Annotated in this window: 26 protein-coding genes; 14 read left to right on the forward strand and 12 right to left on the reverse strand. The window is 65.1% G+C overall.

From position 1 onward, the window contains the following. Positions 1-71: 71 nt before the first annotated feature. Positions 72-422: an ArsR/SmtB family transcription factor gene (locus tag AC1DSD_RS00770; protein ID WP_478027712.1), complete on the forward strand. Its 351-nt coding sequence runs from the start codon at positions 72-74 to the stop codon at positions 420-422. Positions 423-424: 2 nt separating this feature from the next. Beyond that, the gene (locus tag AC1DSD_RS00775) at positions 425-895 is read left to right on the forward strand and encodes an SRPBCC family protein (RefSeq protein WP_478027713.1); all 471 of its coding nucleotides are present in this window, start codon (positions 425-427) and stop codon (positions 893-895) included. 162 nt (positions 896-1,057) lie between these two features. On the opposite strand, the gene hemW is transcribed toward AC1DSD_RS00775, so the two are convergent. After that, entirely contained in the window at positions 1,058-2,212 is a 1,155-nt protein-coding gene (gene hemW, locus AC1DSD_RS00780) for a radical SAM family heme chaperone HemW (protein WP_478027714.1), read from the reverse strand. Between the two features lie 27 nt (positions 2,213-2,239). Here hemW and AC1DSD_RS00785 point away from each other — a divergent pair, with 27 nt between their 5' ends. After that, entirely contained in the window at positions 2,240-2,824 is a 585-nt protein-coding gene (locus tag AC1DSD_RS00785) for a CAP domain-containing protein (RefSeq protein ID WP_478027715.1), read from the forward strand. Positions 2,825-2,849: 25 nt separating this feature from the next. After that, positions 2,850-3,374, forward strand: a complete 525-nt coding sequence (locus tag AC1DSD_RS00790) for a CAP domain-containing protein (protein WP_478027716.1) — start codon at positions 2,850-2,852, stop codon at positions 3,372-3,374. A 7-nt stretch (positions 3,375-3,381) separates the two neighbouring features. Here AC1DSD_RS00790 and rdgB read toward each other — a convergent pair whose 3' ends face one another. Both rdgB and rph read right to left on the reverse strand, forming a co-directional pair. Further along, complete coding sequence (gene rdgB, locus AC1DSD_RS00795; protein ID WP_478027717.1) at positions 3,382-4,026, reverse strand: RdgB/HAM1 family non-canonical purine NTP pyrophosphatase; 645 nt, start codon at positions 4,024-4,026, stop codon at positions 3,382-3,384. Continuing rightward, positions 4,023-4,742 carry a ribonuclease PH gene (rph, locus tag AC1DSD_RS00800; protein ID WP_478027718.1) on the reverse strand — a complete coding sequence of 240 codons (720 nt, stop codon included), beginning with the start codon at positions 4,740-4,742 and terminating at the stop codon, positions 4,023-4,025. The genes rdgB and rph overlap by 4 nt, the downstream gene beginning before the upstream one ends. 128 nt (positions 4,743-4,870) lie before the next feature. Here rph and hrcA point away from each other — a divergent pair, with 128 nt between their 5' ends. The 3 genes from hrcA (at position 4,871) to AC1DSD_RS00815 (ending at position 7,942) form a co-directional block, all read left to right on the forward strand. After that, positions 4,871-5,914 carry a heat-inducible transcriptional repressor HrcA gene (hrcA, locus tag AC1DSD_RS00805; protein ID WP_478027719.1) on the forward strand — a complete coding sequence of 348 codons (1,044 nt, stop codon included), beginning with the start codon at positions 4,871-4,873 and terminating at the stop codon, positions 5,912-5,914. A gap of 37 nt (positions 5,915-5,951) precedes the next feature. Next, positions 5,952-6,509 carry a nucleotide exchange factor GrpE gene (locus tag AC1DSD_RS00810; protein ID WP_478027720.1) on the forward strand — a complete coding sequence of 186 codons (558 nt, stop codon included), beginning with the start codon at positions 5,952-5,954 and terminating at the stop codon, positions 6,507-6,509. Positions 6,510-6,718: 209 nt separating this feature from the next. Continuing rightward, positions 6,719-7,942 carry a threonine synthase gene (locus AC1DSD_RS00815; protein ID WP_478027721.1) on the forward strand — a complete coding sequence of 408 codons (1,224 nt, stop codon included), beginning with the start codon at positions 6,719-6,721 and terminating at the stop codon, positions 7,940-7,942. Here the strand turns inward: AC1DSD_RS00815 and AC1DSD_RS00820 are convergent. From AC1DSD_RS00820 to AC1DSD_RS00840, 5 genes are all read right to left on the reverse strand, one after another. Next, positions 7,939-8,382, reverse strand: coding sequence for a hypothetical protein (locus tag AC1DSD_RS00820; RefSeq protein ID WP_478027722.1), 444 nt, complete (start codon positions 8,380-8,382; stop codon positions 7,939-7,941). The two genes, AC1DSD_RS00815 and AC1DSD_RS00820, sit on opposite strands and share 4 nt — an antisense overlap. Positions 8,383-8,417: 35 nt before the next feature. Then, complete coding sequence (locus tag AC1DSD_RS00825; protein ID WP_478027723.1) at positions 8,418-9,200, reverse strand: energy transducer TonB; 783 nt, start codon at positions 9,198-9,200, stop codon at positions 8,418-8,420. Positions 9,201-9,267: 67 nt separating this feature from the next. Continuing rightward, entirely contained in the window at positions 9,268-9,768 is a 501-nt protein-coding gene (locus AC1DSD_RS00830; RefSeq protein WP_478027724.1) for a PH domain-containing protein, read from the reverse strand. Positions 9,769-9,851: 83 nt separating this feature from the next. Next, complete coding sequence (locus AC1DSD_RS00835; protein WP_478027725.1) at positions 9,852-10,313, reverse strand: vgr related protein; 462 nt, start codon at positions 10,311-10,313, stop codon at positions 9,852-9,854. Between the two features lie 301 nt (positions 10,314-10,614). After that, positions 10,615-11,046 (reverse strand): copper chaperone PCu(A)C, encoded by a 432-nt coding sequence (locus tag AC1DSD_RS00840; protein WP_478027726.1) that lies wholly within the window; start codon positions 11,044-11,046, stop codon positions 10,615-10,617. Between the two features lie 163 nt (positions 11,047-11,209). Here AC1DSD_RS00840 and dnaK point away from each other — a divergent pair, with 163 nt between their 5' ends. Next, positions 11,210-13,135, forward strand: coding sequence for a molecular chaperone DnaK (gene dnaK, locus AC1DSD_RS00845; RefSeq protein WP_478027727.1), 1,926 nt, complete (start codon positions 11,210-11,212; stop codon positions 13,133-13,135). 128 nt (positions 13,136-13,263) lie between these two features. After that, positions 13,264-14,388: a molecular chaperone DnaJ gene (gene dnaJ / locus AC1DSD_RS00850; protein WP_478027728.1), complete on the forward strand. Its 1,125-nt coding sequence runs from the start codon at positions 13,264-13,266 to the stop codon at positions 14,386-14,388. Positions 14,389-14,555: 167 nt separating this feature from the next. Here dnaJ and AC1DSD_RS00855 read toward each other — a convergent pair whose 3' ends face one another. The 4 genes from AC1DSD_RS00855 to purB form a co-directional block, all read right to left on the reverse strand. Continuing rightward, a complete protein-coding gene (locus tag AC1DSD_RS00855; RefSeq protein WP_478027729.1) occupies positions 14,556-15,173 on the reverse strand; it encodes a hypothetical protein in 618 nt (205 codons plus the stop codon). Positions 15,174-15,267: 94 nt separating this feature from the next. Further along, positions 15,268-16,653 carry a DUF1501 domain-containing protein gene (locus AC1DSD_RS00860; protein ID WP_478027730.1) on the reverse strand — a complete coding sequence of 462 codons (1,386 nt, stop codon included), beginning with the start codon at positions 16,651-16,653 and terminating at the stop codon, positions 15,268-15,270. Further along, on the reverse strand, positions 16,653-18,350 hold the full coding sequence (locus AC1DSD_RS00865) for a DUF1800 domain-containing protein (protein ID WP_478027731.1): 1,698 nt from the start codon (positions 18,348-18,350) through the stop codon (positions 16,653-16,655). The genes AC1DSD_RS00860 and AC1DSD_RS00865 overlap by 1 nt, the downstream gene beginning before the upstream one ends. A gap of 472 nt (positions 18,351-18,822) precedes the next feature. Beyond that, a complete protein-coding gene (purB, locus tag AC1DSD_RS00870; protein ID WP_478027732.1) occupies positions 18,823-20,139 on the reverse strand; it encodes an adenylosuccinate lyase in 1,317 nt (438 codons plus the stop codon). 331 nt (positions 20,140-20,470) lie between these two features. On the opposite strand from purB, the gene AC1DSD_RS00875 reads away from it, so the two are divergent. The 5 genes from AC1DSD_RS00875 (at position 20,471) to AC1DSD_RS00895 (ending at position 23,013) form a co-directional block, all read left to right on the forward strand. Continuing rightward, positions 20,471-21,037: an EF-hand domain-containing protein gene (locus AC1DSD_RS00875; RefSeq protein WP_478027733.1), complete on the forward strand. Its 567-nt coding sequence runs from the start codon at positions 20,471-20,473 to the stop codon at positions 21,035-21,037. A 142-nt stretch (positions 21,038-21,179) separates the two neighbouring features. Then, positions 21,180-21,509, forward strand: coding sequence for an ArsR/SmtB family transcription factor (locus AC1DSD_RS00880; protein WP_478027734.1), 330 nt, complete (start codon positions 21,180-21,182; stop codon positions 21,507-21,509). Beyond that, complete coding sequence (locus AC1DSD_RS00885; RefSeq protein ID WP_478027735.1) at positions 21,506-21,988, forward strand: SRPBCC family protein; 483 nt, start codon at positions 21,506-21,508, stop codon at positions 21,986-21,988. The genes AC1DSD_RS00880 and AC1DSD_RS00885 overlap by 4 nt, the downstream gene beginning before the upstream one ends. Positions 21,989-22,018: 30 nt before the next feature. After that, positions 22,019-22,780 (forward strand): DUF899 domain-containing protein, encoded by a 762-nt coding sequence (locus AC1DSD_RS00890; protein WP_478027736.1) that lies wholly within the window; start codon positions 22,019-22,021, stop codon positions 22,778-22,780. Beyond that, entirely contained in the window at positions 22,777-23,013 is a 237-nt protein-coding gene (locus tag AC1DSD_RS00895; RefSeq protein WP_478027737.1) for a hypothetical protein, read from the forward strand. Before AC1DSD_RS00890 ends, AC1DSD_RS00895 begins: the two co-directional genes overlap by 4 nt. Positions 23,014-23,422: the final 409 nt, after the last annotated feature.

Below are 23,422 nucleotides of genomic sequence, written 5' to 3' on the forward strand. Positions count from 1 at the left end.
GCGCTATCGCGCGGTCCCCCTCCCACAAGTGGGGGAGGATTTTTAGTTTGCCAAACGGCTAAGTTTTGCCCATGGTTATCCATATGGATAACCATCAACTCGCGCTCGACTCCGCTTTTCATGCGCTCGCCGATCCGACCAGAAGGGCGGTCGTCGGCCGGCTCGTCAGGGGGCCGGCGGCGGTGACGGAGTTGGCTTCGCCCTTCGCCATGGCGCTGCCGTCGTTCATGAAGCACCTGCGCGTGCTGGAAAAAGACGGGCTGATCCGCTCCGAGAAGATCGGCCGCGTCCGCACCTGCCGGATCAATGCCGAGCGGCTCGCCGCCGCTGAATCCTGGCTTTCCGAGCAACGCGAGATCTGGCGATCCAGAGCCGATCGTCTCGCCGACTTTGTCGAAACCCAACTGCCCGAGGAGCAATGACCATGCCCATCGACTCGTCCGAACTCACGATCGATCGCTTCATCGCGGCACCGCCCGCCCGGGTGTGGAAAGCGTGGAGCACGCCCGATCATCTGGCGAAATGGTGGATACCGGCGCCGATCGAATGCCAGGTGGTCAAGCTAGACTTGCGCCCCGGCGGCGGGTTCGAGACCTTGATGCGCGAAGGCGATGGCGACTTCCAGCCGCACGTCGAGGCTTGTTTCCTCGAGGTCGTTTCCGAATCGCGCCTGGTCTTCACCACCGTGCTCAGGGAAGGCTGGCATCCGGTCGAGCCGTGGCTCGCGCTGACCGCGATCATCACCTTCGAAGCGGAAGGCGACGGCACCCGCTACGCTTCCCGCGTGCTGCACAAGACTGCGGCCGATGCGCGCAAGCATGAGGAGATGGGATTCGAGGAAGGCTGGGGAACGGCGATCGGTCAACTCGCGGCTTTCGTCGCGGGCCACGCCTGAAGTGTATTAAGTGTACGACGGTATGTCGGAGACAAACCGTCATCCCCGCGAACGCGGGGACCCAGCTCCTGTCAGCTCCGCGAATTCGCCGTTTGTTTATGCTTCACGTGCCGGAGATGGGTCCCCGCGTTCGCGGGGATGACGAGTAAGTGGACGACCTGCCTAGGTCTCTTCCGGTGCCCGAACGATCTCACCCAGGATCGCATTGAGCACCGGCATGCCCGCGTCGGTGGCGCGTAGGCCTGTGCCGTCCTGCTCGAGCAACCCCTGTGCGGCCAGCCGCTCGATCGCCTGACGGTCTGCCAGTTCGTCGATCGGCCGCTCGCCCAGCGTCGCGATCCGATCCAGGTCGATCCCTTCGGCCAGCCGCAGGCCCATCAGCGTCGCTTCGACCGCACGTTCTCGCGGTGTGAGTGGTTCTTCCTGCTCGATGCCGTGGCCATTGCGCGCGACCGCCTCGATCCAATTCTCCGGTTTGCGCCGCCGCTGCGTCGCGACGCCGGTGCGCCGGCCATGCGCGCCCGGTCCGATCCCGGCATAATCCTGGTAGCGCCAATAGGTCAGGTTGTGGCGGCTTTCCGCGCCTGCCCGCGCATGGTTGGAAATCTCGTACGCGGGCATTCCAGCGCTCGCGGTCAAGGCGCGGGTGAGTTCGAACAGATCGGCGGCGCGGTCATCGTCCGGCAGCACCAGCCGCCCGGCCAGCGCCTCGGTCTGGAACCGCGTGCCCGGCTCGATCGTCAGCTGATAGAGCGACAGATGCTCGGTGCCGAACGACAGCGCGCGCGCGAGTTCGGCGTGCCAGTCGGCCAATCCCTGGTCGGGCCGCGCATAGATCAGGTCGAAGCTGACCCGGTCGAACACGCGCTGTGCGGTGTCGAGCGCGGCCAGCCCTTCTGTCACGTCATGGGCGCGGCCCAGAAAGGCCAAGGTCTTATTGTCGAGCGCCTGCAGCCCCAGGCTCACCCGGTTGACGCCAGCCGCGGCAAGATCGGCGAACCGTGCCGCCTCGACGGACGATGGGTTGGCCTCCAGTGTGATTTCGATCCCCGGCGCGAATCCCCAGGCGCGTTCGGCGGCATCGAGCACTGCCGTCACCGTCGCCGGCGGCATCAGCGACGGCGTGCCGCCGCCAAAGAAGATTGATCCCAGCCGCCGCCCGGGCAACACCGACGCCTCGTGCGCCAGGTCGGCGAGCAGCGCGTCGCGCCACCTCTCCTGGTCGACGCTCTCGCGGACATGGCTGTTGAAGTCGCAATAGGGACATTTCGACACGCAGAACGGCCAATGGACGTATAAGGCGAGGGGCTCGGACATCAGACCCGAGCATATGGAGACGCGCGCATGATCAGGAAAGCAGGGATCGCGCTACTGGCGATGGCGCTGACCGCGTGCGGGGCGCAAAGCGGCCCGGAGCGCGTGGTCGAGCCGCGCAACGGTGCCGCGCCCGCGCAGCGCGGCGGCGCCTTGCTTCGCCAGATCATGCTCGCCAGGCACAACGACGCGCGCCGCGCGGTTGGCGCCCCGCCGCTCGCCTGGGACGATGGCCTCGCCGCGCACGCGCTCGATTATGCCCGCGAACTCGCCCGTACCCGCCGCTTTCAGCACGCGCCGCAGCCGATGGGGCCGGGGCGCGAGGGCGAGAACCTCTTCACCGGCACGCGCGACGCTTATTCCTTTGCCGAGATGATCCAGTACTGGATCGACGAGCGGAAGTGGTTCGTGAACGCCCCCGCGCCCGATTTCAGCACCACCGGCAACGGCGAGGCGGTGGCGCATTACACCCAGATCATCTGGCGCACGACGACGCGGGTCGGCTGCGCGGTCGCGAGCAACGATCGCGACGATTACCTCGTCTGCCGCTACGCGCCGCCGGGCAACGTGATAGGGTTGAGGGCGCTTTTAGCCTTCGTGCCGAGCCTTAATTAACGCGCCGCGCGCATTACGTGCGGCAATGATCCGCTTTCGTTTCCTCGCCGCGATCGCGCTGCTGCCGCTGACCGCGAACGCGCCGATGCCGCGTCCGGGTGGCGTCGCCTTCATCCGCGCGATGCTCGACAGTCAGAACGAGGCGCGGCGCGCCGCGGGTGTGCCCGAGATCAGCTGGGACGACAATCTCGCCATCGATGCGAAGCAATGGGCCGACCATCTCGCCGGCACCAGCAGCTTCTATCATTCTGACAATGATCGCGGCAGCGATCCCGATGGAGAGGGCGAGAACCTCTTCATGGGCACCCAGGACGCGTACAGCTATCAGCAGATGGTCGGCATGTGGGTCGATGAGAAGAAATTCTATCGCGACGGCGTGATGCCCAATCTCTCGACCACCGGGAATTGGGACGATGTTGGCCATTACACCCAGATCATCTGGAGCTCGACCCGCCGCGTCGGCTGCGCGCTGGCGAACAATGGCGAGGACGATTATCTCGTCTGCCGCTATTCCGAGCCGGGCAATTTCTATGGCGAGAGCCCGCGCTGACCCCGGCTTAGAGAACCGCGTCGACTAACTGCCTGAACGCCGCGGCGCGGTGCGTCAGCGGGGTCTTCTCCTCGTGCGTCATCTCGCCGAACGTACGGTCATGGCCGTTAGGCACGAACATCGGATCGTAGCCGAAGCCATGCTCGCCGCGCGGCGGCCAGACCAGCAGGCCGTCGACCCGCCCTTCGAACCATTCGACATGGCCGTCGGGCCAGGCCAGCGCCAGCGCGCAGACGAAATGGGCGTCGCGAACCGCATCGGGTCCGGCCGCGGCGAGCCTGTCCTCGACCAGCTTCATCGCCACGCCGAAATCCTTGCCCGGCCCCGCCCAGCGTGCCGAGAAGATGCCCGGATCGCCGTTCAGCGCCTCGACGCACAGCCCGCTATCGTCGGCCAGTGCCGGCAAGCCCGACAGATCGGCCGCCTGCAGCGCCTTCAATTCGGCATTGGCGACGAAGGTCGTGCCGGTTTCCTCGGGCTCGGGCAGGTCGAGCGACTTCGCCGAGACGGGCCGGATTCCGTAGGGCCCGAGCAGCGCTTCGATCTCGCGCACCTTGCCTTCATTGTGGCTGGCGATGACCAATTTACCTGGCGCCAGCTTGCGGATCGCCTGGGGCGCGTCGCCGCCAATTCCCTCGTCCGGTCCGCTCATGCCGATCCAACCGCCTTTGCCTGTGCCGCGAAAATCTCGTTACAGCCGATCCGCGCGAGCCGAAGCAACCTCAACAACGCTTCCTCGTCATACGTTGCATGTTCGGCGGTCGCTTGCGCCTCGGCTATATGGCCATTTTCGAGCAGGACGAAATTGGCGTCGGCATCGGCATTCGAATCCTCGTCATAATCGAGGTCGAGCACCGGCGTGCCCTGGAAGATGCCGCAGCTGACCGCGGCGACTTTCTGGGTCAGCGGATCGCTGGTCAGCTTGCCGTCGCGCATCAGTCCGTTGATCGCCAGCCTGAGCGCGACCCAGGCGCCCGAGATGGAAGCGGTGCGCGTGCCGCCATCGGCCTGGATGACGTCGCAATCGAGCGTGATCTGGTGCTCGCCGAGCAGCGACAGGTCGGTCACCGCGCGCAAGCTGCGCCCGATCAGCCGCTGGATCTCCTGTGTCCTCCCCGATTGCTTGCCACGCGCCGCCTCGCGTGCGCCTCGCGTGTGCGTCGCGCGCGGCAGCATGCCATATTCGGCAGTGACCCAACCCGATCCCTTGCCGCGCAGCCAGGGTGGCAGGCGGTCCTCGACCGAGGCGGTGACCAGCACCTTGGTGTCGCCGAACCCGACCAGTACCGATCCCTCGGCATGTTTGGTGAAATGGGGTTCGATGGTGATCGCACGCATTTGATCGGGGGCGCGGCCGCTGGGGCGCATGAAAGTCTCCTGATAAAGGTCGCGACGGCCCTAGGGCCTCAAGCCACGGGCGGCAATCACCTCGATGCGGAGCGTTTGCGGCGAGTGGTGGGATTGAGCAGCGGGGCTGCGCCGCCTAGATCAGCAGGATGACCGCTCCCGCCGTCACCGAATTGTCCGATCGCGCGCGCGACATTTTTCGCGCGGTGGTGGAAGGCTATCTCGATACCGGCCAGCCGGTGGGGTCGCGCACACTTGCCGATGCCGGGGCGTTCAGTCTGTCGCCCGCGTCGATCCGCAACGTCATGGCGGAGCTCGAAGCGCTCGGGCTGCTCAGCCATCCACATACCAGCGCCGGGCGGATGCCGACCGATACCGGGCTACGCCTGTTCGTCGACGGGATGATGCGCGTCGCCGAGCCGAGCCTGGAGGAACGCGCGGCGATCGAGGGCAGGGCAGTGCGCTCGGGCCCGGTCGAAGAGGCGCTGGCCGCGACCACGGCGGCGCTCTCCGGCCTGTCGGCCTGCGCGGGCCTGGTGCTGGTCCCCCGGAGCGAATTGGTGCTGCGCCAGATCAGCTTCGTGCCTTTGTCGCCGGGCCGCGCTCTCGCGGTGATCGTCGGGGACGACGGCCAGGTCGAGAATCGCGTCGTCGATCTCGCGCCGGGAACCAGCCAGGCGGCCTTGGTCGAGGCGGGCAATTACATGTCGGCGACGCTGGCCGGGTTGACCCTGGCCGAGGCGCGCGTCCGGCTCGACCGCCAGCTCGCCGCCGACCGCGCCGCGCTCGACAAGGCTGCGGCGACCTTGATCGAACAGGGCATCGCGGTGTGGAGCGAGGATTCGGATCGCCGGCCGGTGCTGATCGTGCGTGGGCAGGGGCGGCTGATCGACGCCGCCGCGGCTGAGGACCTTGAGCGCATCCGCGACCTGCTCGACGATCTCGAGGGCAAGCAGGAAATCGCCGGGCTGCTCGACAGCGCGCGCACTGCCGAATCGACCCGCATCTTCATCGGCGCGGAGAACAAATTGTTCGCGCTGTCGGGCTCGTCGGTGATCGCCCGACCGTTCCGCGGGATCGACGGACGCGTGGTCGGCGTGGTGGGTGTTATCGGGCCGACCCGGTTGAACTATGCGCGAGTCGTGCCCATGGTGGATTTCACCGCCGCAACCCTCTCCCGTTTGATCGGTTGAGAGGCAGCTATATTTCCGGGACAAGACGAAGAGAATGATGACCGAAGACGACAAGATCGACACCGCGACCGCCAATGGCGAGGACCTTCGCGCCGAAACCGCACAGGCCGCACCCGAACTGGCCGAGCATGACCGTGTCGCCCAATTGGAAGCCGAACTCGCCGAGGCCAAGGCCGCAGTGATGTACGCGCACGCCGAGGCGCAGAACGTCCGCCGCCGTGCCGAAAAGGAGGCCGCCGACACGCGCGCTTATGCCGTGACTAGCTTCGCGCGCGAGATCTTGTCGGTCGCCGACAATCTGGCCCGCGGCCTGTCGGCGATCCCAGTGGACCTGCGCGACGACGACCGGCTGAAAGGCCTGATCGCCGGGCTCGAAGCGACCCAGCGCGAGCTCGACGCGGTATTCCAGCGCAACGGCGTCACCAAGATCGCCGCGATGGGCCTGCCGCTCGATCCCAACCAGCATCAGGCGATGCTCGAAATCCCGTCGGACCAGGCGCCCGGCACGATCGTCCAGGAAATGCAGGCGGGATACATGCTCCGCGACCGCTTGTTGCGCCCGTCGCTGGTGGGTGTCGCGAAGAAACCGGATTAAAAATCCTCCCCGGTACGGGGAGGGGGACCGCTCGCGTAGCGAGTGGTGGAGGGGGCCCTCCACGCCTACGTCGCTTGGGGCCCGCCCCCTCCACCAAGCCGCTTCGCGTCTTGGTCCCCCTCCCCGTGCCGGGGAGGAATTTACAGGAATTTCCGCCGCTCCCGCTTCAACCCCTCCCGCAAGAGGCATCGGGTTGATATGGCATGAGAATGAACCCAAACCTCACCGCCGAGCGTCCGACCTTCGTCACCCATCTCGAATGTTCGCTGACCGGCGAGCACTATGAGGCGGACCAGTTGCACGGCCTGTCGCGCGCCGGGCGGCCGCTACTGGTGCGCTACGATCTCGGCGCAGTGCGGGGGTTCGTGCCGCGCGCGATGATCGAGGCGCGGCCGACCGATCTCTGGCGCTGGCGCGAATTGCTGCCCGTTCGCCACACCGAAAACATCGTCAGCCTGGGCGAGATCGAGACACCTTTGGTGTCAATCGCCAAATCGGGCGGCCCTAACGTGCTGGTCAAGGACGAAGGCCGGTTGCCGACCGGATCGTTCAAGGCGCGCGGGCTGGTGATGGCGGTGGCGATGGCCAAGGAATTGGGCGTCACCAGGATCGCGATGCCGACCAACGGCAATGCCGGCGCCGCGCTGGCGGCCTATGCCAGTCGCGTCGGCATCGAGACGATCGTGCTGTGCCCCGACGACACGCCTGAGATCAACGTGCGCGAGATCGCGGCGCAGGGTGCGCGCGTCTATCGCGTCAACGGGCTGATCGACGAATGCGGCGCGATCGTCGGCAAGGGCGCTGCCGAGGGCCTCTGGTTCGATTTCTCGACGCTCAAGGAGCCGTATCGGATCGAGGGCAAGAAGACGATGGGCCTCGAACTCGCCGCCCAATTGGGCTGGCGCCTGCCCAAGGCGATCTTCTATCCGACCGGCGGCGGCACCGGCCTGATCGGTATGTGGAAAGCGTTCGACGAACTCGAACAACTCGGCTGGATCGGCCCGGAGCGGCCCAAGATGTTCGCGGTCCAGGCCTCGGGCTGCGCTCCGATCGTGCGCGCGTTCGAAGCGGGCGAAGTGCATGCCGAACGCTGGGAGGATGCGCACACCATCGCCGCCGGTATCCGCGTCCCCAAGGCGATCGGCGATTTCCTGATCCTGCGCGCCGTGCGCCAGAGCGGTGGCAAGGCCGTCGCGGTCGGCGACCCCGCGATCCTGCGCGCGGCGGACGATTGCGCGAAGAAGGACGGCCTGCTGCTTTGCCCCGAAGGCGGCGCGACGCTTGCTGCATATCGTCAGGCGCTGGCCGACGGCCTAGTCGATGAAGAGGACGAGGTGGTGCTGTTCAATTGCGCGACCGGCCTCAAATATCCGATGCCCGATGCGGCGGAGGCGCTCGACAAGAACGGGGCGATTGATCTCGCGGCGCTCTAGCTACCCGACCGAAGCTTTTGGTCTGATAGTTCTTTGCGGTTCTTCTTGAGTCGGCTGAGCAGGCTTCGCCCGTCGTCAGGAGTCAGCCAGAAGCGTCCGTCGCACGATGGCGGCCCATCCGCCCCAGGCAGGTCGAATGCATAGATCTCGGCAGTGCCCTCTCCCGTGACCGTCATAGTGGCATGGGCAAGGTGCGACCTCAGGTCGATATAAGCCTGCAATCTGGCCAGCAGTTCACGGACCCGCGTCGGCTTGGCGAATATCGTGTCGTCCGAGGCGAGTTCGGCGACCAGTTTCAGTTTCTGACCGAGCAGATGTGGCATCTTGCGCGGCGCACTGGCGCTTGTCTCCGCGTTGCGGATTACTTCCACTGCCCAGCGTTCGATCTGGGCACAGACATCGATATATTCGCCGCGAAAGGCATGCGCGTCGTGAATCATGGCACGGCCTTTAAGCAGCGCTGGTTGAAATCGCGCTAATCCCTGTCCCGGCTGCGGTCCCGATCCTCAGGATCGTCCTTGAGCGGGTTCACCCAGGTGTGGTTCTCGACGATGATCGAGCGGATCGGCGTCCCGTTCTCGTCGAGCGAGGGCCGGTAGCGGAAGCGTTGCTCGATCAGCCGGCAGGTGGTGGTGTCGAGCAGCGCATAGCCACTCGACCGCGTCACCCGGCAGTCGCTGACGCTGCCGTCGACATTGACGAAATAACGCACCGAAACCCTGCCCTCGATACCCGCTTCCCAGGCCGATTCGGGGATATCCGACGATTTGAGCCGACCGCTTTTGTAGCGCGGCGCGATCTCGCGGCCGTCACCATCGCCACTCCCGTCGCCGTCGCCGGCGCCGCCGCTCCCCGTGCCGTTTCCGATCCCGCCCGCGCCGGTGCCCGGTCCCGCGACAGGCGCGGCGCCCTGGGTCGACTGGTTGCCCTGGAACGGCTTGGTCGCGGCGGGCAGTGGCGGGGGAGGGACAGGCGGTGTCGGCACCGGCGGCGCGGTGACTTCGGTCGCCTTCGACTTGATATTGGGCGGCGCGGCCTTGCCTTCGGTCTTGTGGCTCGGCTTGGGCTGGGTTTCGACCTTGATTTCGGGTGGGGGCGGTGGCGGCACGAAGGCAAGCAAGTCGTTTTCGACCGCCCCGATCGTCGGCAGGTTCACGACCAGCCCCGCAACCAACAGATACAGGATCGCCGCCTGCACCAGAGCGGCGCCGATCAGGCCCTTGAGGCGTTCCGGAGTAATCGTTGCGGTCATCGTCATGCGGCGTTTACGCGCGACCGACTGAACGCGCGCTGTCCGCCCCGGGTTGCCTGACTGCAAATGCCCCTCAGGGCATGGTGGCTTCCTGCACCATGTCGAACTCGCGCACGCCGCGCGCGCGCCTGGCGGCGTTGACCAGGTCGCGCAATTTCTCGCGCCGCGCTTGTGCTTGCTCGACATAGCGGATCACGAACGGGCGGCCGGCGGTGGTCTCGTCGCTCGACAACAGGGTGATGGTGCCGATTCCCGCCCATTGGTTGATCAGCGAAAAGTCGATCCGGATATCCTTGATCCGATAGAGCTCGATCTCGTCGATCGATTTTCGGAGGATGCCGCGGTGCAGGATCAGCCGGTCTTCGGTCACTTCGTACGTGGTGGCGAGATTCTGGAACCATTTCACCGCTGCGATCAGCGCCGCGAGCGCGACGAAGCCGAGCGGAAATGGCGCGCCCGTCACCAGAGTGCCCACCACGCCAATCGGCACCAGCAACAGCGTTCCCCACCCGGCCAGCGTGCCGCGCAGCCAGCCCCAGGTCGAAGAACGGAAACGGTCGAGCGTCTGTGACATTGGCATCTCCCCTGGGTTGGGAGAGTTTAGCGCAGTGGGAGGGATAGGCCAGCCCGTCTTCCCCTCTCCCCAATGGCAGAGGGTTATTGGTGCGCATCCTCATGCACCGCCCGAAACGGCAGGATCGTCTTCAACTGCTGCAACGGCGGCGCGCCCGGGATCAGAGCGTTGTGACCCAGCAGGAAGGCATGCCGCACGATCTCAGCCTGCTGCTCCAGACCATATCTGCGCAAGTCCCAGCCGGGCTTCACGGCGTAGTCGTACCTTGCCCAGGGGACGCGCCGCAGCGGCAGGAAGATGCCCGACTGGTGCTGCCAGATATGCACCATCTCGTGCACGAACAGCCCTTGTTCGCCCAATTCGGCGTGGCTGAAATCGTCGCGATAGGCCGTGCCGCGCGGATGGAAATGGATCCGGCCGCGTGGGCTCATCACCACGCTCCTGGGCTGGAAGAACGCCCATTTGCCGAGCACCACGCGCACGGATGCGACATCGATCGCATCGCCGAACACCGACCGCGCGAGGTCGATCTCGCCGGCGGTCAACGGGCGGACCTCCTGCCTCACGCCAAGTTAGGGTGCAGACCCATTACTAATGAGGTCGAGATGGAGACGAAAAAGCCCGCTGGGAGAGAGGGCGCGCAGCCAGATAGCGGTGTCTATCTGGCAAGCGTCCGACCGCTCCAGCGGGCTTTTTCGTCCCACCGCTTCGCGGCAGCCATGTCCGGGCGCTGTGGCGCGTCGGAGCGCTCGAACGGGGGAAAACCCCCGTTCTTTGCGCTCCTCCTCCCACAGCATCCCGGACATGGCTGTCTCGATCCTCATTAGTAATGGGTCTGCACCCTTCTCATTCCGGAGCTGGGTCGCCCGCGCCAACCACCTTTGCCGATGCGGTCAGGCTATGGCCGTCGGCGAAAGTGAAGGTCAGCGGCACGGTTCCGCCGGCGGTCGCCTTGAGACCATAGAGCATGACGTGCTTGCCGCCGGGTGCGAACTTGACCTCGCCGGCGGCGCGCAGCGCGACGAGCTTGAGCGGGGCCATCGACATCATGCCCCCGGCGTTCATGCTCTCGTGCATCTCGCTGCGCATTGCGGCGGTCGTCGAGACGCCGGTCAGCGTTGCGTCCTTGGGACCGCCTTTCAGCGTGAAATAGGCCGCGGACGGGTTCGATGGCACCGCGGCGAGCCGGATCCAGGCCTTGCCGACGGACACCTCCTTGGGCTGTTGGCAGGCCGACAAGGCGACGATCGCGGGAACCAGCAGCAGCGCGGACTTCATTCCTTCTCCTTCCCACTTTGGGAACACTTGAAATCCCTAGGCACGACGCAATCTTGCGGCAAGCGAATCCCCCCCTATATCGCCGGGGTATTTGGTGCTTGCGTCGCCTCTCGTGAGGGGCGCGGGCTGGGTTTTATTTTGATTGAGGGGCCACAGAGGACCAATGGCAAAAGTAATCGGTATCGACCTGGGTACGACCAACAGCTGCGTTGCCGTAATGGAAGGCGGCAAGCCCAAGGTGATCGAAAATGCGGAAGGCGCGCGTACCACGCCCTCCATCGTCGCCTTCGCCAAGGATGGCGAGCGCCTGATCGGCCAGCCGGCCAAGCGCCAGGCGGTGACCAATCCCGACAATACGGTATTCGCGGTGAAGCGCCTGATCGGCCGCCGCTTCGACGACCCGGTGACCAAGAAGGACACCGAACTGGTCCCGTATCATATCGTCAAGGGCGCCAATGGCGACGCCTGGGTCCAGGCCGGCGGTCAGGATTACAGCCCCTCGCAGATTTCGGCCTTCATCCTGCAGAAGATGAAGGAAACCGCCGAATCGTATCTCGGTGAGACGGTGACCCAGGCGGTCATCACTGTGCCGGCCTATTTCAACGACGCGCAGCGCCAGGCGACCAAGGACGCCGGCCAGATTGCGGGTCTCGAAGTGCTGCGTATCATCAACGAGCCGACCGCGGCGGCCCTGGCCTATGGCCTGGAGAAGCAGGACGGCAAGACGATCGCGGTCTATGACCTTGGCGGCGGCACGTTCGACATTTCGGTCCTCGAGATCGGCGACGGCGTGTTCGAAGTGAAGGCGACCAATGGCGACACTTTCCTGGGCGGTGAGGATTTCGACAACAAGCTGGTCGAATTCCTGGCCAACCAGTTCAAGAAGAAGGAAGGTCTCGACCTCCGCACCGACAAGCTCGCGCTGCAGCGGCTGAAGGAAGCCGCCGAGAAGGCGAAGATCGAACTGTCGTCGGCCGCGACGACCGAGGTCAACCTGCCCTTCATCACCGCGCGCATGGAAGGCGGTTCGTCGACCCCGCTGCATCTGGTGGAGACGATCACCCGCGCCGACCTCGAAAAGCTGGTCGAGGATTTGATCAAGCGCACGCTCGATCCGTGCAAGAAGGCGCTGGCCGATGCCGGCGTCAAGGCGTCGGACATCAGCGAAGTCGTGCTGGTCGGCGGCATGACCCGCATGCCGCGCGTCCGTGAGGTCGTGAAGGACTTTTTCGGCAAGGAGCCGCACACCGGCGTCAACCCGGATGAGGTCGTCGCGATGGGCGCTGCGATCCAGGCCGGCGTGCTGCAGGGCGACGTCAAGGACGTGCTGCTGCTCGACGTGACTCCGCTGTCGCTTGGCATCGAGACTTTGGGTGGCGTGTTCACCCGGATGATCGACCGCAACACGACGATCCCGACCAAGAAGGCGCAGACCTATTCGACTGCCGACGACAATCAGCAGGCGGTGACGATCCGCGTGTTCCAGGGCGAGCGCGAAATGGCGGCGGACAACAAGCTGCTGGGCCAGTTCGACCTGGTCGGCATTCCGCCGGCGCCGCGCGGCGTGCCGCAGATCGAGGTCACGTTCGACATCGACGCCAACGGCCTGGTCAACGTCAGTGCCAAGGACAAGGGCACCGGCAAGGAGCAGCAGATCCGCATCCAGGCCTCGGGCGGCCTGTCGGACGCCGACATCGACCAGATGGTCAAGGACGCCGAGCGCTTCGCCGACGAGGACAAGAAAAGGCGTGAAGGCGCCGAGGCGAAGAACAATGCCGAGAGCCTGATCCACACCACCGAGCGTCAGCTGGCCGATAATGGCGACAAGGTCGACGAGGCCCTGAAGTCCGAGATCGAGGCGGCGATCGCCGAGGCCAAGACCGCGGTCGAGGGCGGCGATCCCGAGGCGATGAAGGAAAAGGCCAGCGCGCTTGCCCAGGTCGCGATGAAGCTCGGCCAGGCGATCTACGAGAAGCAGGCGGCGTCCGAAGCCTCGCCCGCTGCCGATGGTGCTGCCGCGGGCAGCGAAGCCGGTGGCGAGGATGTGGTCGACGCCGAATTCTCCGAAGTGGACGACCACAAGGCGTAAGTGATGGACTCTACCCGTCATTCCCGCGAAAGCGGGAACCCATCTCCCTCGCTTCGACCGAGGCAGGATCAGGAGATGGGCTCCCGCCTTGGCGGGGGTGGCGGGGAAAGTCGGCGGGGGCCGGGTAAATGACCACCGAAGTTGATTTTTACGAACTGCTCGAAGTCGAGCGCGACGCCGACGATTCGACGATCAAGTCGGCGTATCGCAAGCTCGCAATGAAATACCACCCCGACAAGAACGGGGGCTGCAAGGATCACGAAGCGAAGTTCAAGGCGGTCAGTCAGGCGTATGAATGCCTGAAAGACCCGCAGAAGCGTGCCGCGTACGATCGCTTCGGCCATGCCGCGTTCCAGCAGGGCGGCGGACCCGGCGGGTTCGGCGGGGGTAACGATTTCTCGGGCTTTTCCGACATTTTCGAAAGTGTGTTCGGCGAGTTCATGGGCGGCGGCCGTGGCGGCCAGCGCCGGCCGCAGCGCGGCGCCGATCTGCGCTACGACATGGAAATCAGCCTGGAGGAAGCCTTTCACGGCAAGTCCGAGCCGATCACCATCGACGTCGCCGCTTTGTGCGAGGCGTGCGACGGTTCGGGCGCCAAGCCCGGTACCTCGGCCAAGACCTGCGGCACGTGCGCCGGCCATGGCAAGGTGCGCGCGCAACAGGGCTTCTTCGTTGTAGAACGCACCTGTCCGTCCTGCCACGGCGCCGGCCAGGTGATCGCCGATCCGTGCTCGTCATGCCGCGGCGAAGGCCGCGTCGAAAAGACCAAGACGCTGACCGTCAACATTCCCGCCGGGGTCGACGAAGGCACGCGCGTGCGCCTGACCGGCGAAGGCGAGGCCGGACCGCGCGGCGCGCCCGCGGGCGACCTCTACATCTTCCTCCATGTGAAACGGCACGCGATCTTCGAGCGCGAGGGGACGACCCTGTTCGCGCACGCGCCGATCAGCTTCACCACCGCGGCGCTCGGCGGATCGATCACCATTCCCGGGCTCGATGGCGAGCAGCACGACGTCAAGGTCGCCGCCGGGACGCAATCGGGCCGCGAAGTCCGCCAGCGCGGCGCCGGCATGCCGGTGCTCCAGGGCAAGGGTCGCGGCGATTTGGTGGTCCGCATCTCGGTCGAGACCCCGACCAGGCTGACCGCCAAGCAGCGCGAACTGCTCGAGGAATTCCGCTGCACCGAGACGGGGGATGAATGCCCCCAGACGCAGGGCTTCTTCCAGAAGGTGAAGAAGGCGGTCGGGGGGTGAGTTCCAATCCCTCTCCCTTAGGGAGAGGGAGGGAGCGCCAAAGGCGCGGAAGGGTGAGGGCAGACGCGCGTTGCTCGCGCCGTCCGCCTCTCAAACTACCCTCATCCAAGCTTCGCTAGGCGGCACGCCGCCAAGCTACGCTATCCTTCTCCCACCGGGAGAAGGGATTAGAGTTGGGGAACGATCGGCCCCCACAATTCCCTGTGATCCTCATCGAACCCCGGCATCCCAGCCTTAGTCAGATACCCGCGCGCGTCCGGGATATGGCTGTAGATCATCCGTAGCGGCCGCTCGTGCCATTGCAGGTTGAACGCCCAGCGGATGGGGAAGAATTCCATCGTCGAATAAGGCAAATGGTCGTGCACCCACCAGGCGATGCGCTTCCAGTCGTCGGGGCCGGTCCATTCGTTGGCGAAGCGCGGGACGACGATGCACGCGGTGGCGCCCATCTGGCCCTGGGCGTCACGCTGGTCCCAGATATGGCCGGCGGCGCTGCGTTCGTTCGACGCGCAATTATAGCCTTTGACGTTGCCCAGCCGATTGACCTCGGCCGAGCGATAGGCCGATCGGATCGCGATCCGCCCGAATACGTCCTGCAGCGGCTCGAGCAAATCCTCGCATAGCCGCGTTCCTGCCGCGATCGCCAGATCGGGATCGTCGGGAATGTTCGACAGGCCATGGATCTCGGCAATGTCCGAATAGAGGAAATCGCGCATGAAAAAGGTTCGCGACAACTGGACACGGCCCAGTTCGGTCAGCTTGGCGACCGTTTGCGGTTTCTTCACGCGTGCCTCCCACGAAAAGACCGGCATAGCTCGCCGGCGCTTGTGCGGAAATATATCCGAATTGGGGATAGTCTCCGGAGGAGTCCGGCTCGTCTTAAACGAAGCCGATATTCCAGCTCGATGGAGCATAATTGCCGATATTGGGCAGCACCGTCGCCATGTCGCCGCCGCTGACGCCGAACCAGTTCGCCAAGGTCGCCGCATATTGGTCGACCGCGATCGTCGGAAGCAGGCGGCCCTGGCCGACATCGTCGGGCGTGTTGCTGCCGATAGCGGGCGGCGTGCCGTAGATCGTCCGGCCGCGCACCGCGCCGCCGAGCACGAAATGCATCGATCCCCAGCCATGGTCGGCGCCATCGCTGTTCGACGTCAGCGTGCGGCCGAAATCGGACGCGGTGAACGTCGTCACCTTGTCGGCGACGCCCATCGCGCCGGTAGTGTCGTAAAACGCCTTGAGCGCGTCGGCGACCAACCCGATCTGGCGCGGATGATCGGTCGCGAGATTGTCGTGCATGTCGAACCCGCCCAGCGACACGAAGAACACTTGCCGCCGCGCCCCGAGCGTGGCCGAGACCGAGATCATCCGCGCGACGATCTTCAACTGGTCGGCCAGGCTGTTGCCGCTGGGGAATGAAGGGAAATTGGCGGCCGGAGCACCCGCCAGCGCGGCACTCAGCTGGGTATAGGTGTCGAGCGACCGCTGGCTCACCCGGGCATGTTCGTTGGCCAGGATATTGGCGCTGCCGCCGGTCATCAGCGCCTTGAGCGTCGCCATCGCGGTCGAGGACGAATAGAGCGACGCCGCATTGTTGAGCAACGCGATCGGGCCGCCCGAACCGACCGCATATTGCACCGCGCTGCGTCCGGTCAGGTAGACCGCATTGCCGCTGGCGTTGACGCAGGTCAGTGTCGCCGATCCGTTGCCGCTCTGGAACAGATCGCCGATCCGGCCGCCCCAGCCGCTCGTCGCGCCTTCGGGATTCGACGCCTGGAAATAGCTTTGCTGGTCGTTGTGGCTGAACAATTTGGGCGGCAGCCGCACCGCGTTCGACTGATATTGCGCCTTGGTCGTCGGCATCACCAAGGTGCCGACGTTGAGCACCACCGCCATCCGCCCGGCGTCGAACACCGGCAGCAGCGACGCCATGGCGGGGGCGAGCGCATATTGCCGTCCGCCAAGGCTGTTGGCCGGGTTGAGCGCGGTCGCGGTCAGAGCGTCGCGCGGCAAGGCGATATTCGACCGTGCGGCCTGATAGAGCGCGTAGCTGGCGGCATCGTAAGGCGGCAGCGTGTTGGCGTAGTCATTGCCGCCGTACAGGAACACGCACACCAGCGCCTTGTAATCGCTCGAGACCGCGGCGGCCGCCTCGCCGATCGCGGCCAGGCTGGTGACGAAGGGCGCCGCGACGCCGGCCATGCCGAGGGCGGCGCTCCGCTTCAGGAAGGCGCGGCGGGATTGGTCGTGCTCGAAACAGCTCATCACTTCACCGTCAGATAGTCGGGCGACGCCAGCGTCAGCAGGATGGCGATCTTCGCGCGATTGGTGGGGCCGTTGGTCGCCGTCGCCGACACGCTGTCGACGGCGGCGCGGATCGATGACAACGTCGCGGTCGACAGCTGGCCGGCGGCCAGCACGACGTTCACTTCGTCGACCAGAGCGGCGCTGTCCGCTGCCTTGGTCAGGATGTCGGTATAATCGGGCTTTGCATCGCCGCTGCCATTGTTGACCAGGGCGTTGATGAAATTGACATAGCCGACCACCGATTGCTCGTTGGTGATCTGGAATTCGGGGGCGACCAGTCCGGCATTGGAAATCGCAGTGCTTGGCGGCGTGTAGCCGGGCCGGAAGAAATTGAACACCGAGGGAGCGCGGCCCATCGACTGGCCTAGCCGGGTCGACGGGCTGCTGGTATCGCCGATCGGCCAGGTGTTGGCGGGCGAGGTCATGTTGAACGCGCGCGCCCAGCCGGTCAGCCGCATCACCGGTTCGCGCAATTTGCCGAAGGTCGCATCGGCCATCATGCTGTCGGCGCGCGCTTCGCTGTCGGTTAGGATCGCGCGGATCACCGCCTTCATGTCGCCGCGTATACCCGCGCCGTTATCGGCGAATGCGCTGGCGACGCGGCCGACATACCCGGGGGTCGGGTTGCTGGTGACCATCCGCTGGATCAATTGCTTCGAGACGAAGGGCGGTACGTTGGGGTGCGCGAAGATGGCGTCCAGCGCGGTCTTGATCGCCGCCATGCCGCCCCCGGTCGTGCTCGCGTTGAGAAAGCTCGACGGTCCGGTCTCGTTGATCGCCGCATTGATCACCAGCGGCAGGCGGTAGCGATCGGGCGTCGTGCTCGTATTGTTCGCCAGCACCAGGCCGGTGAACACGCGCGCCAGGCCGGTGACGTCGAGCTGAGTATAGGTTTCGGTCGGGGTCGCGCCGCCGACCAAGGTGCCGTCGGTGTTGAGCCGGTAGAGGCCCAAAGTGAACAGCTGCATCAGCTCGCGCGCGTAATTCTCGTCGGGTTGGGCGCCGGTCGAGGCGTTCGCCTTGCGGTTGCCCAGGAAAGTCAGGAACGACGCCATCGCCGCGTTGGTGGTGATCTTGTCGAGGATGTCGCGGAAATTGCCGAACGCATTGTCGAGCAGCACGTCGACATAGGCGGCCATCGCGAATTGTTTCCAATTGAGGTTGAGCCCGTCGATCCCGACCACCAACATGTCGAGCAGCGCCATGCCGACGCGCTGGCGCAATTGATCGGGCTCGACGATCATCTGACGCCACATCGTCGCGTCGAACCCTGCTTCGTTGTTGATATTGGTCGCGGCCGAATAGCCGTTGGCGACCAGCCAGTCCCAATGCGTGGTCGCACGCGGCATCGCGAACTGATCGTTCAGCCAACCAGTGATGCCACGGGTGACCAGTGCGTTGATCGTGCTGCGCGTCGCGCCCATCGTGGCCTGGCCGAGGAAACGGCTCGCCTGGATGTCGCTCAGCGGAATGACCGGGGGCGGGGCGGGCGGGGGCGGCGAACCGCCGGAGGCGCCGCCGCCATCGCTGCCGCCACCGCAGGCGGCGAGCGCCAGCGCCGAACCGACCACCGTGATGGTCGGCAAAGCGGGGCCGGTCGCGCTCGACCGCTCCGGTTCGGGCGTAGCACGCCCGTCAAAATCGATATTGTCCACTGGTCCCCGCCGTGCCCCTTTAGGGTCACAACGTAGATCGGCGGGATTCCCTTCGCCAATCGTCGCTGCGATCGCCCTGCCGCCAGGAATACCCGGTACGACGTACCGGAGTCGCAACAGACGTCGCTAAAATTTCGGTAGGCTAAAATTTCGGTAGGGATGTGAGGTGGGTCGTCCACCCAACCCGCCCTGACCGCCCCCGACTTTCACGGGGTGCGGTTGGGCCGATGGTTTAGAGGGAAAGGACCCCCGCCACCAGCGCCAGGCTGCCGACACTCACCATCGCGGTGGCCAGCATTTCCATGATACGCATGGTTGCTTCTCCTTAGAGCCGGATCAGTCCGGCTGGAAGGCATATGGAAATAGTTGCGCTAACACGCAATATTGTTTCAATCCTTCGCAGTTGCAGCATTTGCACTTGTGTTGCCATGTTGCATCCGGATGTGCCTAAAAGGGCACAGTCGGCCCATGCTCAGGCGTCCGCGAACACCCGCGCGAAGATCGTGTCGACATGCTTGAGGTGGTAATCGAGGTCGAACTTCTCCTCGATCTCGGCCGGCGACAGCGCCGCGGTCACTTCGGGATCGGCCTTGAGCAATTCGAGCAACGAGAGCTCGCCGTCCGATTCCCACACTTTCATCGCGTTGCGCTGGACCAGCCGGTACGAATCCTCGCGGCTGACCCCAGCCTGGGTCAGCGCCAGCAGCACGCGCTGCGAATGGACCAGGCCGCCCATTTTATTGAGGTTCTTCTCCATCCGCGCCGGATAGATCAGCAATTTGTCGATCACCCCGGTCAGCCGTGCCAGCGCGAAGTCGAGCGTGATCGTGGCGTCGGGGGCGATATAGCGCTCGACCGAGGAATGGCTGATATCGCGCTCGTGCCACAGGGCGACATTCTCCATCGCCGGGATCGCCGCGCTGCGCACCATGCGGGCGAGCCCGGTCAGATTCTCGGTCAGCACCGGGTTGCGCTTGTGCGGCATTGCCGACGAGCCCTTTTGCCCGGGCGAGAAATATTCCTCGGCCTCGAGCACTTCGGTGCGCTGGAGGTGACGGATCTCGACCGCCAGTCGCTCGATCGACGAGGCGATCACGCCCAGGGTCGCGAAGAACATCGCATGGCGGTCGCGCGGGATCACCTGGGTCGAGACCGGCTCGACCGCCAGGCCGAGCTTCTCGGCGACATGCGCTTCGACGCGCGGGTCGATATTGGCGAAGGTGCCGACCGCGCCTGAAATCGCGCAGGTGGCGATATCCTTGCGCGCCGCGACCAGCCGCTCGCGATTGCGCGCGAATTCGGCATAAGCCTCTGCCAGCTTGAGCCCGAACGTCACCGGCTCGGCATGGATGCCGTGGCTGCGCCCGATCGTCGGGGTCAGCTTGTGTTCTTCGGCACGGCGCTTGAGCACCACCAGCAGCGCATCGATATCGGTCAGCAGGATATCCGACGCGCGCGCCAATTGCACCGCCAGGCAGGTGTCGAGCACGTCGGACGAGGTCATGCCCTGGTGCATGAACCGCGCCTCATCGCCGACATTCTCGGCGACCCAGGTCAGGAAGGCGATGACGTCGTGCTTGGTCACTGCTTCGATCGCATCGATCGCTGCGACGTCGATCTTGGGATTGGTTGCCCACCACGCCCATAGAGCGGCGGCGGCTTCCTTGGGCACCACGCCGAGCTCGGCCAGCGCGTCGGTGGCGTGCGCCTCGATCTCGAACCAGATCTTGAAGCGCTCCTCCGGGGCCCAGATCGCGGTCATGTCGGGACGGGAATAGCGCGGGACCATGAAGGGCCTTTCGAAAACGGGATGCCGGGAATGTCCGCGCCGATAGCAAGCGCGGTCCCGACCCTCAATCGCCTTTACGGGCCAACCGGGGAAAGGGGTTCCCGGTTTGCCCACTGTGGTGCCGAAGTGACGGTTCCCTAAAATCGTGAGTCAGCTCGTCGCAACCAAAGCACAAGTCCACGACGACCTGCGCCAATCGCGGGACAAATCGGCCTTCCATATTGGAAATTTCGGACCCATATCGAAAGTCGAATGTTCTACTAGAGCAATTCGCATGGGGTGGTGAACAACCGCTTCGCAGAAACAGGTCCAAATTGCAAGGAGATTTGCCATGCTGAAGCATGTATTATTAGCTAGTGCCTTTCTGATTTCTACGCCTGTATTGGCGCAGAACCAGCCGCAGACTGCAACACCGCAGCCGGATACTAACGCTGCACCTGCGCAGCCGCAGACCGCGCCGGTGCCGGAGGCACCGACCGCGACCAATCCGGCGCCACAGACCACGTCGGCACCAACCACCGCGGCTCCGACGACGCCGCCGGCGCCGACCACTGCCGATGCTCAGCCGCAAACGGCACCCGCGCCGACTGCGCCCCCAGCCGACGCTCAGGCGGCCAATCCGGCGCCGTCCGGCCAGGGCGCGCAGGTCGCCGATGTCGTCAACGGCGAGTTCGGCACCTACGACAAGAACAAGAACGGCTCGCTGAGCAAGACCGAGTTCGGCGCGTGGATGACCGCGCTGCGCACCAAGGCCGATCCGTCGGTGAAGGACGATGCCGCGAACAAGGGCTGGGTCGCCCAAGCCTTTACCCAGGCCGACACCGACAAGTCCAAGTCGGTATCGAAGGATGAGCTGACCAATTTCCTCTCACAGGCTTCGGGTCAAAAGGCGTCGTAATCTAACTCCCACGACGCCCACGCAGAGGGCCGCCGCGTTTTCCCCTTGGCGCGGCGGCCCTTTTTCGTGCGCATCTATCTCCGCCGCGAGCGGATGAAACATTAGTATTGACTAATTGATTAGTATTGGCTAATCGATTCGCATGCTTCCTGCCTTGCCCGTCGACGCCGTCATGCGCGCCCTGGCCGACCCGACCCGCCGGGCCGTGTTCGAGCAACTCGCGCGCGGCGGAGAGGTCAATGTCGCCGAACTGACCCGCGCGAGCGGCGTCACCCAGGGCGCGATTTCGCAACATCTCAAATCGCTGAAGCTGGCCGGGCTCGTCGCCGAACGCCCGCAAGGGCGGAACGTCTTCTATCGCGCGACGCCCGATGGGCTCGCGCCGCTGTTCGACTGGCTGAGCCATTACGACGCCTTTTGGCGCGACCGCTTCGCCAATCTGCGTGATTTGCTCAAGGAGATCGACACGTGACCGACACCATCTTGCACGCCGACACGCGAGACATCGTGATCGACGAAGTGTTCCCGCATGCGCCGGCCACGGTGTGGAAGACGCTGGCCACCAGCGACCTGATGGGGCGCTGGCTCAACATGACGCCAACCGGATACGAGCCGGTGGTCGGCAATCTTTTCACCTACAAGACCTCACCCGCGGGCGCATGGGACGGGACGATCCAGTGCGAAGTGCTCGAGGTCGTGCCGGGCGAACGCCTATCCTATTCGTGGAAGGGCGGCGATGAGGCCAATGTCGGCTACGGATCGCGGCTCGACACGATCGTCACTTTCACGCTGGAGGAAGTCGATGGCGGGACACGCCTGCGCGTCGTCCATTCGGGCTTCGTCCTGCCGAAGAACGAGACCGCCTATCGCAACATGAGCGGCGGTTGGACCCAGGTCATCGGCCGGATCGGCGCGGTGACCGAGGAAGAGGCGTCGACCAAGGCGCAGTGAGCGCAAGCCTTTCTGATCAGGAGGAATGTCATGCAAGACAGCAAGCTCGAGAACCACCCGCCGACGGTGCCGGCATCCGATTGGACCGCGGCATGGGAACGCATGCTGGTCAAGGAGAAGGCCTTCTCCCGCGCCCGCGACGCGCTCGCCGCCGAGCGCCGGCGGATGCCGTGGATGCTGGTCGACAAGGATTATCGGTTCGACGGACCCGATGGCGCAGTGAGCCTGCTCGACCTGTTCGAGGGCCGGCGCCAGCTCATCGTCTATCGCGCCTTTTTCGAGCCCGGCGTGTTCGGCTGGCCCGATCATGGCTGTCGCGGCTGCTCGTTCGGCGCCGATCAGGTCGCGCATCTCGCGCATCTCAATGCCCGCGACACCACGCTGGCCTACGCCTCGCGCGCGCCGCAAGCCGATATCGCGCGGCTGAAGGCGCGGATGGGCTGGGACATGCCCTGGTACACGATCACCGACAGCTTCGATGCCGATTTCGGGGTGGACGAATGGCATGGCCATAACGTCTTCATCCGGGAGGACGGGCAGATCTATCGCACCTATTACATCAACAATCGCGGCGACGAGGCGATGGGCTCGACCTGGAACTTTCTCGATATCACTCCGCTCGGACGCCAGGAAGCGTGGGAGGATTCGCCCGAAGGCTACCCCCAGACGCCGCCCTATAAATGGTGGAACTGGCACGACAATTACGAGGCCGAGCAAGCCGCGCCCGATCCCAAATGGGTCGAAGTGTCCGATGCTGGCGAGGCCGCGTTCCGCGACGAGGATAAGGCATGATCACCGCGGGCGCAGCCGGCAGCGCGGGGCTCGCCAAATGGCTGGGCCTGGCGGCATCGCCGACCTTCGCGGCGATGGCGGTGCTGACGAGCCTGGGCAGCGGCCCGATGGTTTTATGCTCCGGGACGACGGGCTTTCCGCTGGGCGGGATGGTGCCGATGTACCTGCTGATGAGTGTCTTCCACGCGGCGCCGTGGTTGAAGGTGATCGCTGGACGGTCGGTGGCGGGTTAGACCTTACGTCGCGCGGTCACCGGGCTTTTGTTGCGAGTCCGAGCGCGGGGCGTTGTCTGTCCGTCGTTGAGGACGGCCATCCTTAAACTCCCTCGCCGTTTTCCCTCTCCCGCTTGCGGGAGAGGGAGGGGCCCGCCGCGAAGCGGTGGGAGGGTGAGGGTCTTCTTCTTCTTCTTCTTCTTCTTGTTCTTGGGCGCGGGCCCGCTTGGAAGAAGAAAGAAGACCCTCACCCAACCCTCTCCCGCAAGCGGGAGAGGGCTCGCGATCCTCGCGCGAGCCCGCTTGCGCGGCAAAATGTAATGTGATCTCATATCTACATGAAGTGCTCCCCCCTCCTTGTCCTGCTCGCCGCAGCCGCATGTTCGCAGCCCCAGCCCTTAGCATCGCTGGGGCCGGAGACTCGGAAGGC

The organism is Sphingomonas sp. P4_D12 (assembly GCF_056401895.1).

What these genes read in the sequence shown, in the direction of transcription:
- purB (WP_478027732.1), bottom strand. Translation starts at nt 20,139, where the DNA reads ATGGTCCCGCGCTATTCCCGTCCCGACATGACCGCGATCTGGGCCCCG.
- rdgB (WP_478027717.1), bottom strand. Translation starts at nt 4,026, where the DNA reads ATGAGCGGACCGGACGAGGGAATTGGCGGCGACGCGCCCCAGGCGATC.
- AC1DSD_RS00810 (WP_478027720.1), top strand. Translation starts at nt 5,952, where the DNA reads ATGACCGAAGACGACAAGATCGACACCGCGACCGCCAATGGCGAGGAC.
- AC1DSD_RS00880 (WP_478027734.1), top strand. Translation starts at nt 21,180, where the DNA reads ATGCTTCCTGCCTTGCCCGTCGACGCCGTCATGCGCGCCCTGGCCGAC.
- AC1DSD_RS00895 (WP_478027737.1), top strand. Translation starts at nt 22,777, where the DNA reads ATGATCACCGCGGGCGCAGCCGGCAGCGCGGGGCTCGCCAAATGGCTG.
- rph (WP_478027718.1), bottom strand. Translation starts at nt 4,742, where the DNA reads ATGCGCCCCAGCGGCCGCGCCCCCGATCAAATGCGTGCGATCACCATC.
- AC1DSD_RS00825 (WP_478027723.1), bottom strand. Translation starts at nt 9,200, where the DNA reads ATGACGATGACCGCAACGATTACTCCGGAACGCCTCAAGGGCCTGATC.
- AC1DSD_RS00815 (WP_478027721.1), top strand. Translation starts at nt 6,719, where the DNA reads ATGAACCCAAACCTCACCGCCGAGCGTCCGACCTTCGTCACCCATCTC.
- dnaJ (WP_478027728.1), top strand. Translation starts at nt 13,264, where the DNA reads ATGACCACCGAAGTTGATTTTTACGAACTGCTCGAAGTCGAGCGCGAC.
- hrcA (WP_478027719.1), top strand. Translation starts at nt 4,871, where the DNA reads ATGACCGCTCCCGCCGTCACCGAATTGTCCGATCGCGCGCGCGACATT.
- AC1DSD_RS00860 (WP_478027730.1), bottom strand. Translation starts at nt 16,653, where the DNA reads ATGAGCTGTTTCGAGCACGACCAATCCCGCCGCGCCTTCCTGAAGCGG.
- AC1DSD_RS00820 (WP_478027722.1), bottom strand. Translation starts at nt 8,382, where the DNA reads ATGATTCACGACGCGCATGCCTTTCGCGGCGAATATATCGATGTCTGT.
- AC1DSD_RS00770 (WP_478027712.1), top strand. Translation starts at nt 72, where the DNA reads ATGGTTATCCATATGGATAACCATCAACTCGCGCTCGACTCCGCTTTT.
- hemW (WP_478027714.1), bottom strand. Translation starts at nt 2,212, where the DNA reads ATGTCCGAGCCCCTCGCCTTATACGTCCATTGGCCGTTCTGCGTGTCG.
- AC1DSD_RS00785 (WP_478027715.1), top strand. Translation starts at nt 2,240, where the DNA reads ATGATCAGGAAAGCAGGGATCGCGCTACTGGCGATGGCGCTGACCGCG.
- AC1DSD_RS00875 (WP_478027733.1), top strand. Translation starts at nt 20,471, where the DNA reads ATGCTGAAGCATGTATTATTAGCTAGTGCCTTTCTGATTTCTACGCCT.
- AC1DSD_RS00775 (WP_478027713.1), top strand. Translation starts at nt 425, where the DNA reads ATGCCCATCGACTCGTCCGAACTCACGATCGATCGCTTCATCGCGGCA.
- AC1DSD_RS00830 (WP_478027724.1), bottom strand. Translation starts at nt 9,768, where the DNA reads ATGTCACAGACGCTCGACCGTTTCCGTTCTTCGACCTGGGGCTGGCTG.
- AC1DSD_RS00790 (WP_478027716.1), top strand. Translation starts at nt 2,850, where the DNA reads ATGATCCGCTTTCGTTTCCTCGCCGCGATCGCGCTGCTGCCGCTGACC.
- AC1DSD_RS00890 (WP_478027736.1), top strand. Translation starts at nt 22,019, where the DNA reads ATGCAAGACAGCAAGCTCGAGAACCACCCGCCGACGGTGCCGGCATCC.
- dnaK (WP_478027727.1), top strand. Translation starts at nt 11,210, where the DNA reads ATGGCAAAAGTAATCGGTATCGACCTGGGTACGACCAACAGCTGCGTT.
- AC1DSD_RS00840 (WP_478027726.1), bottom strand. Translation starts at nt 11,046, where the DNA reads ATGAAGTCCGCGCTGCTGCTGGTTCCCGCGATCGTCGCCTTGTCGGCC.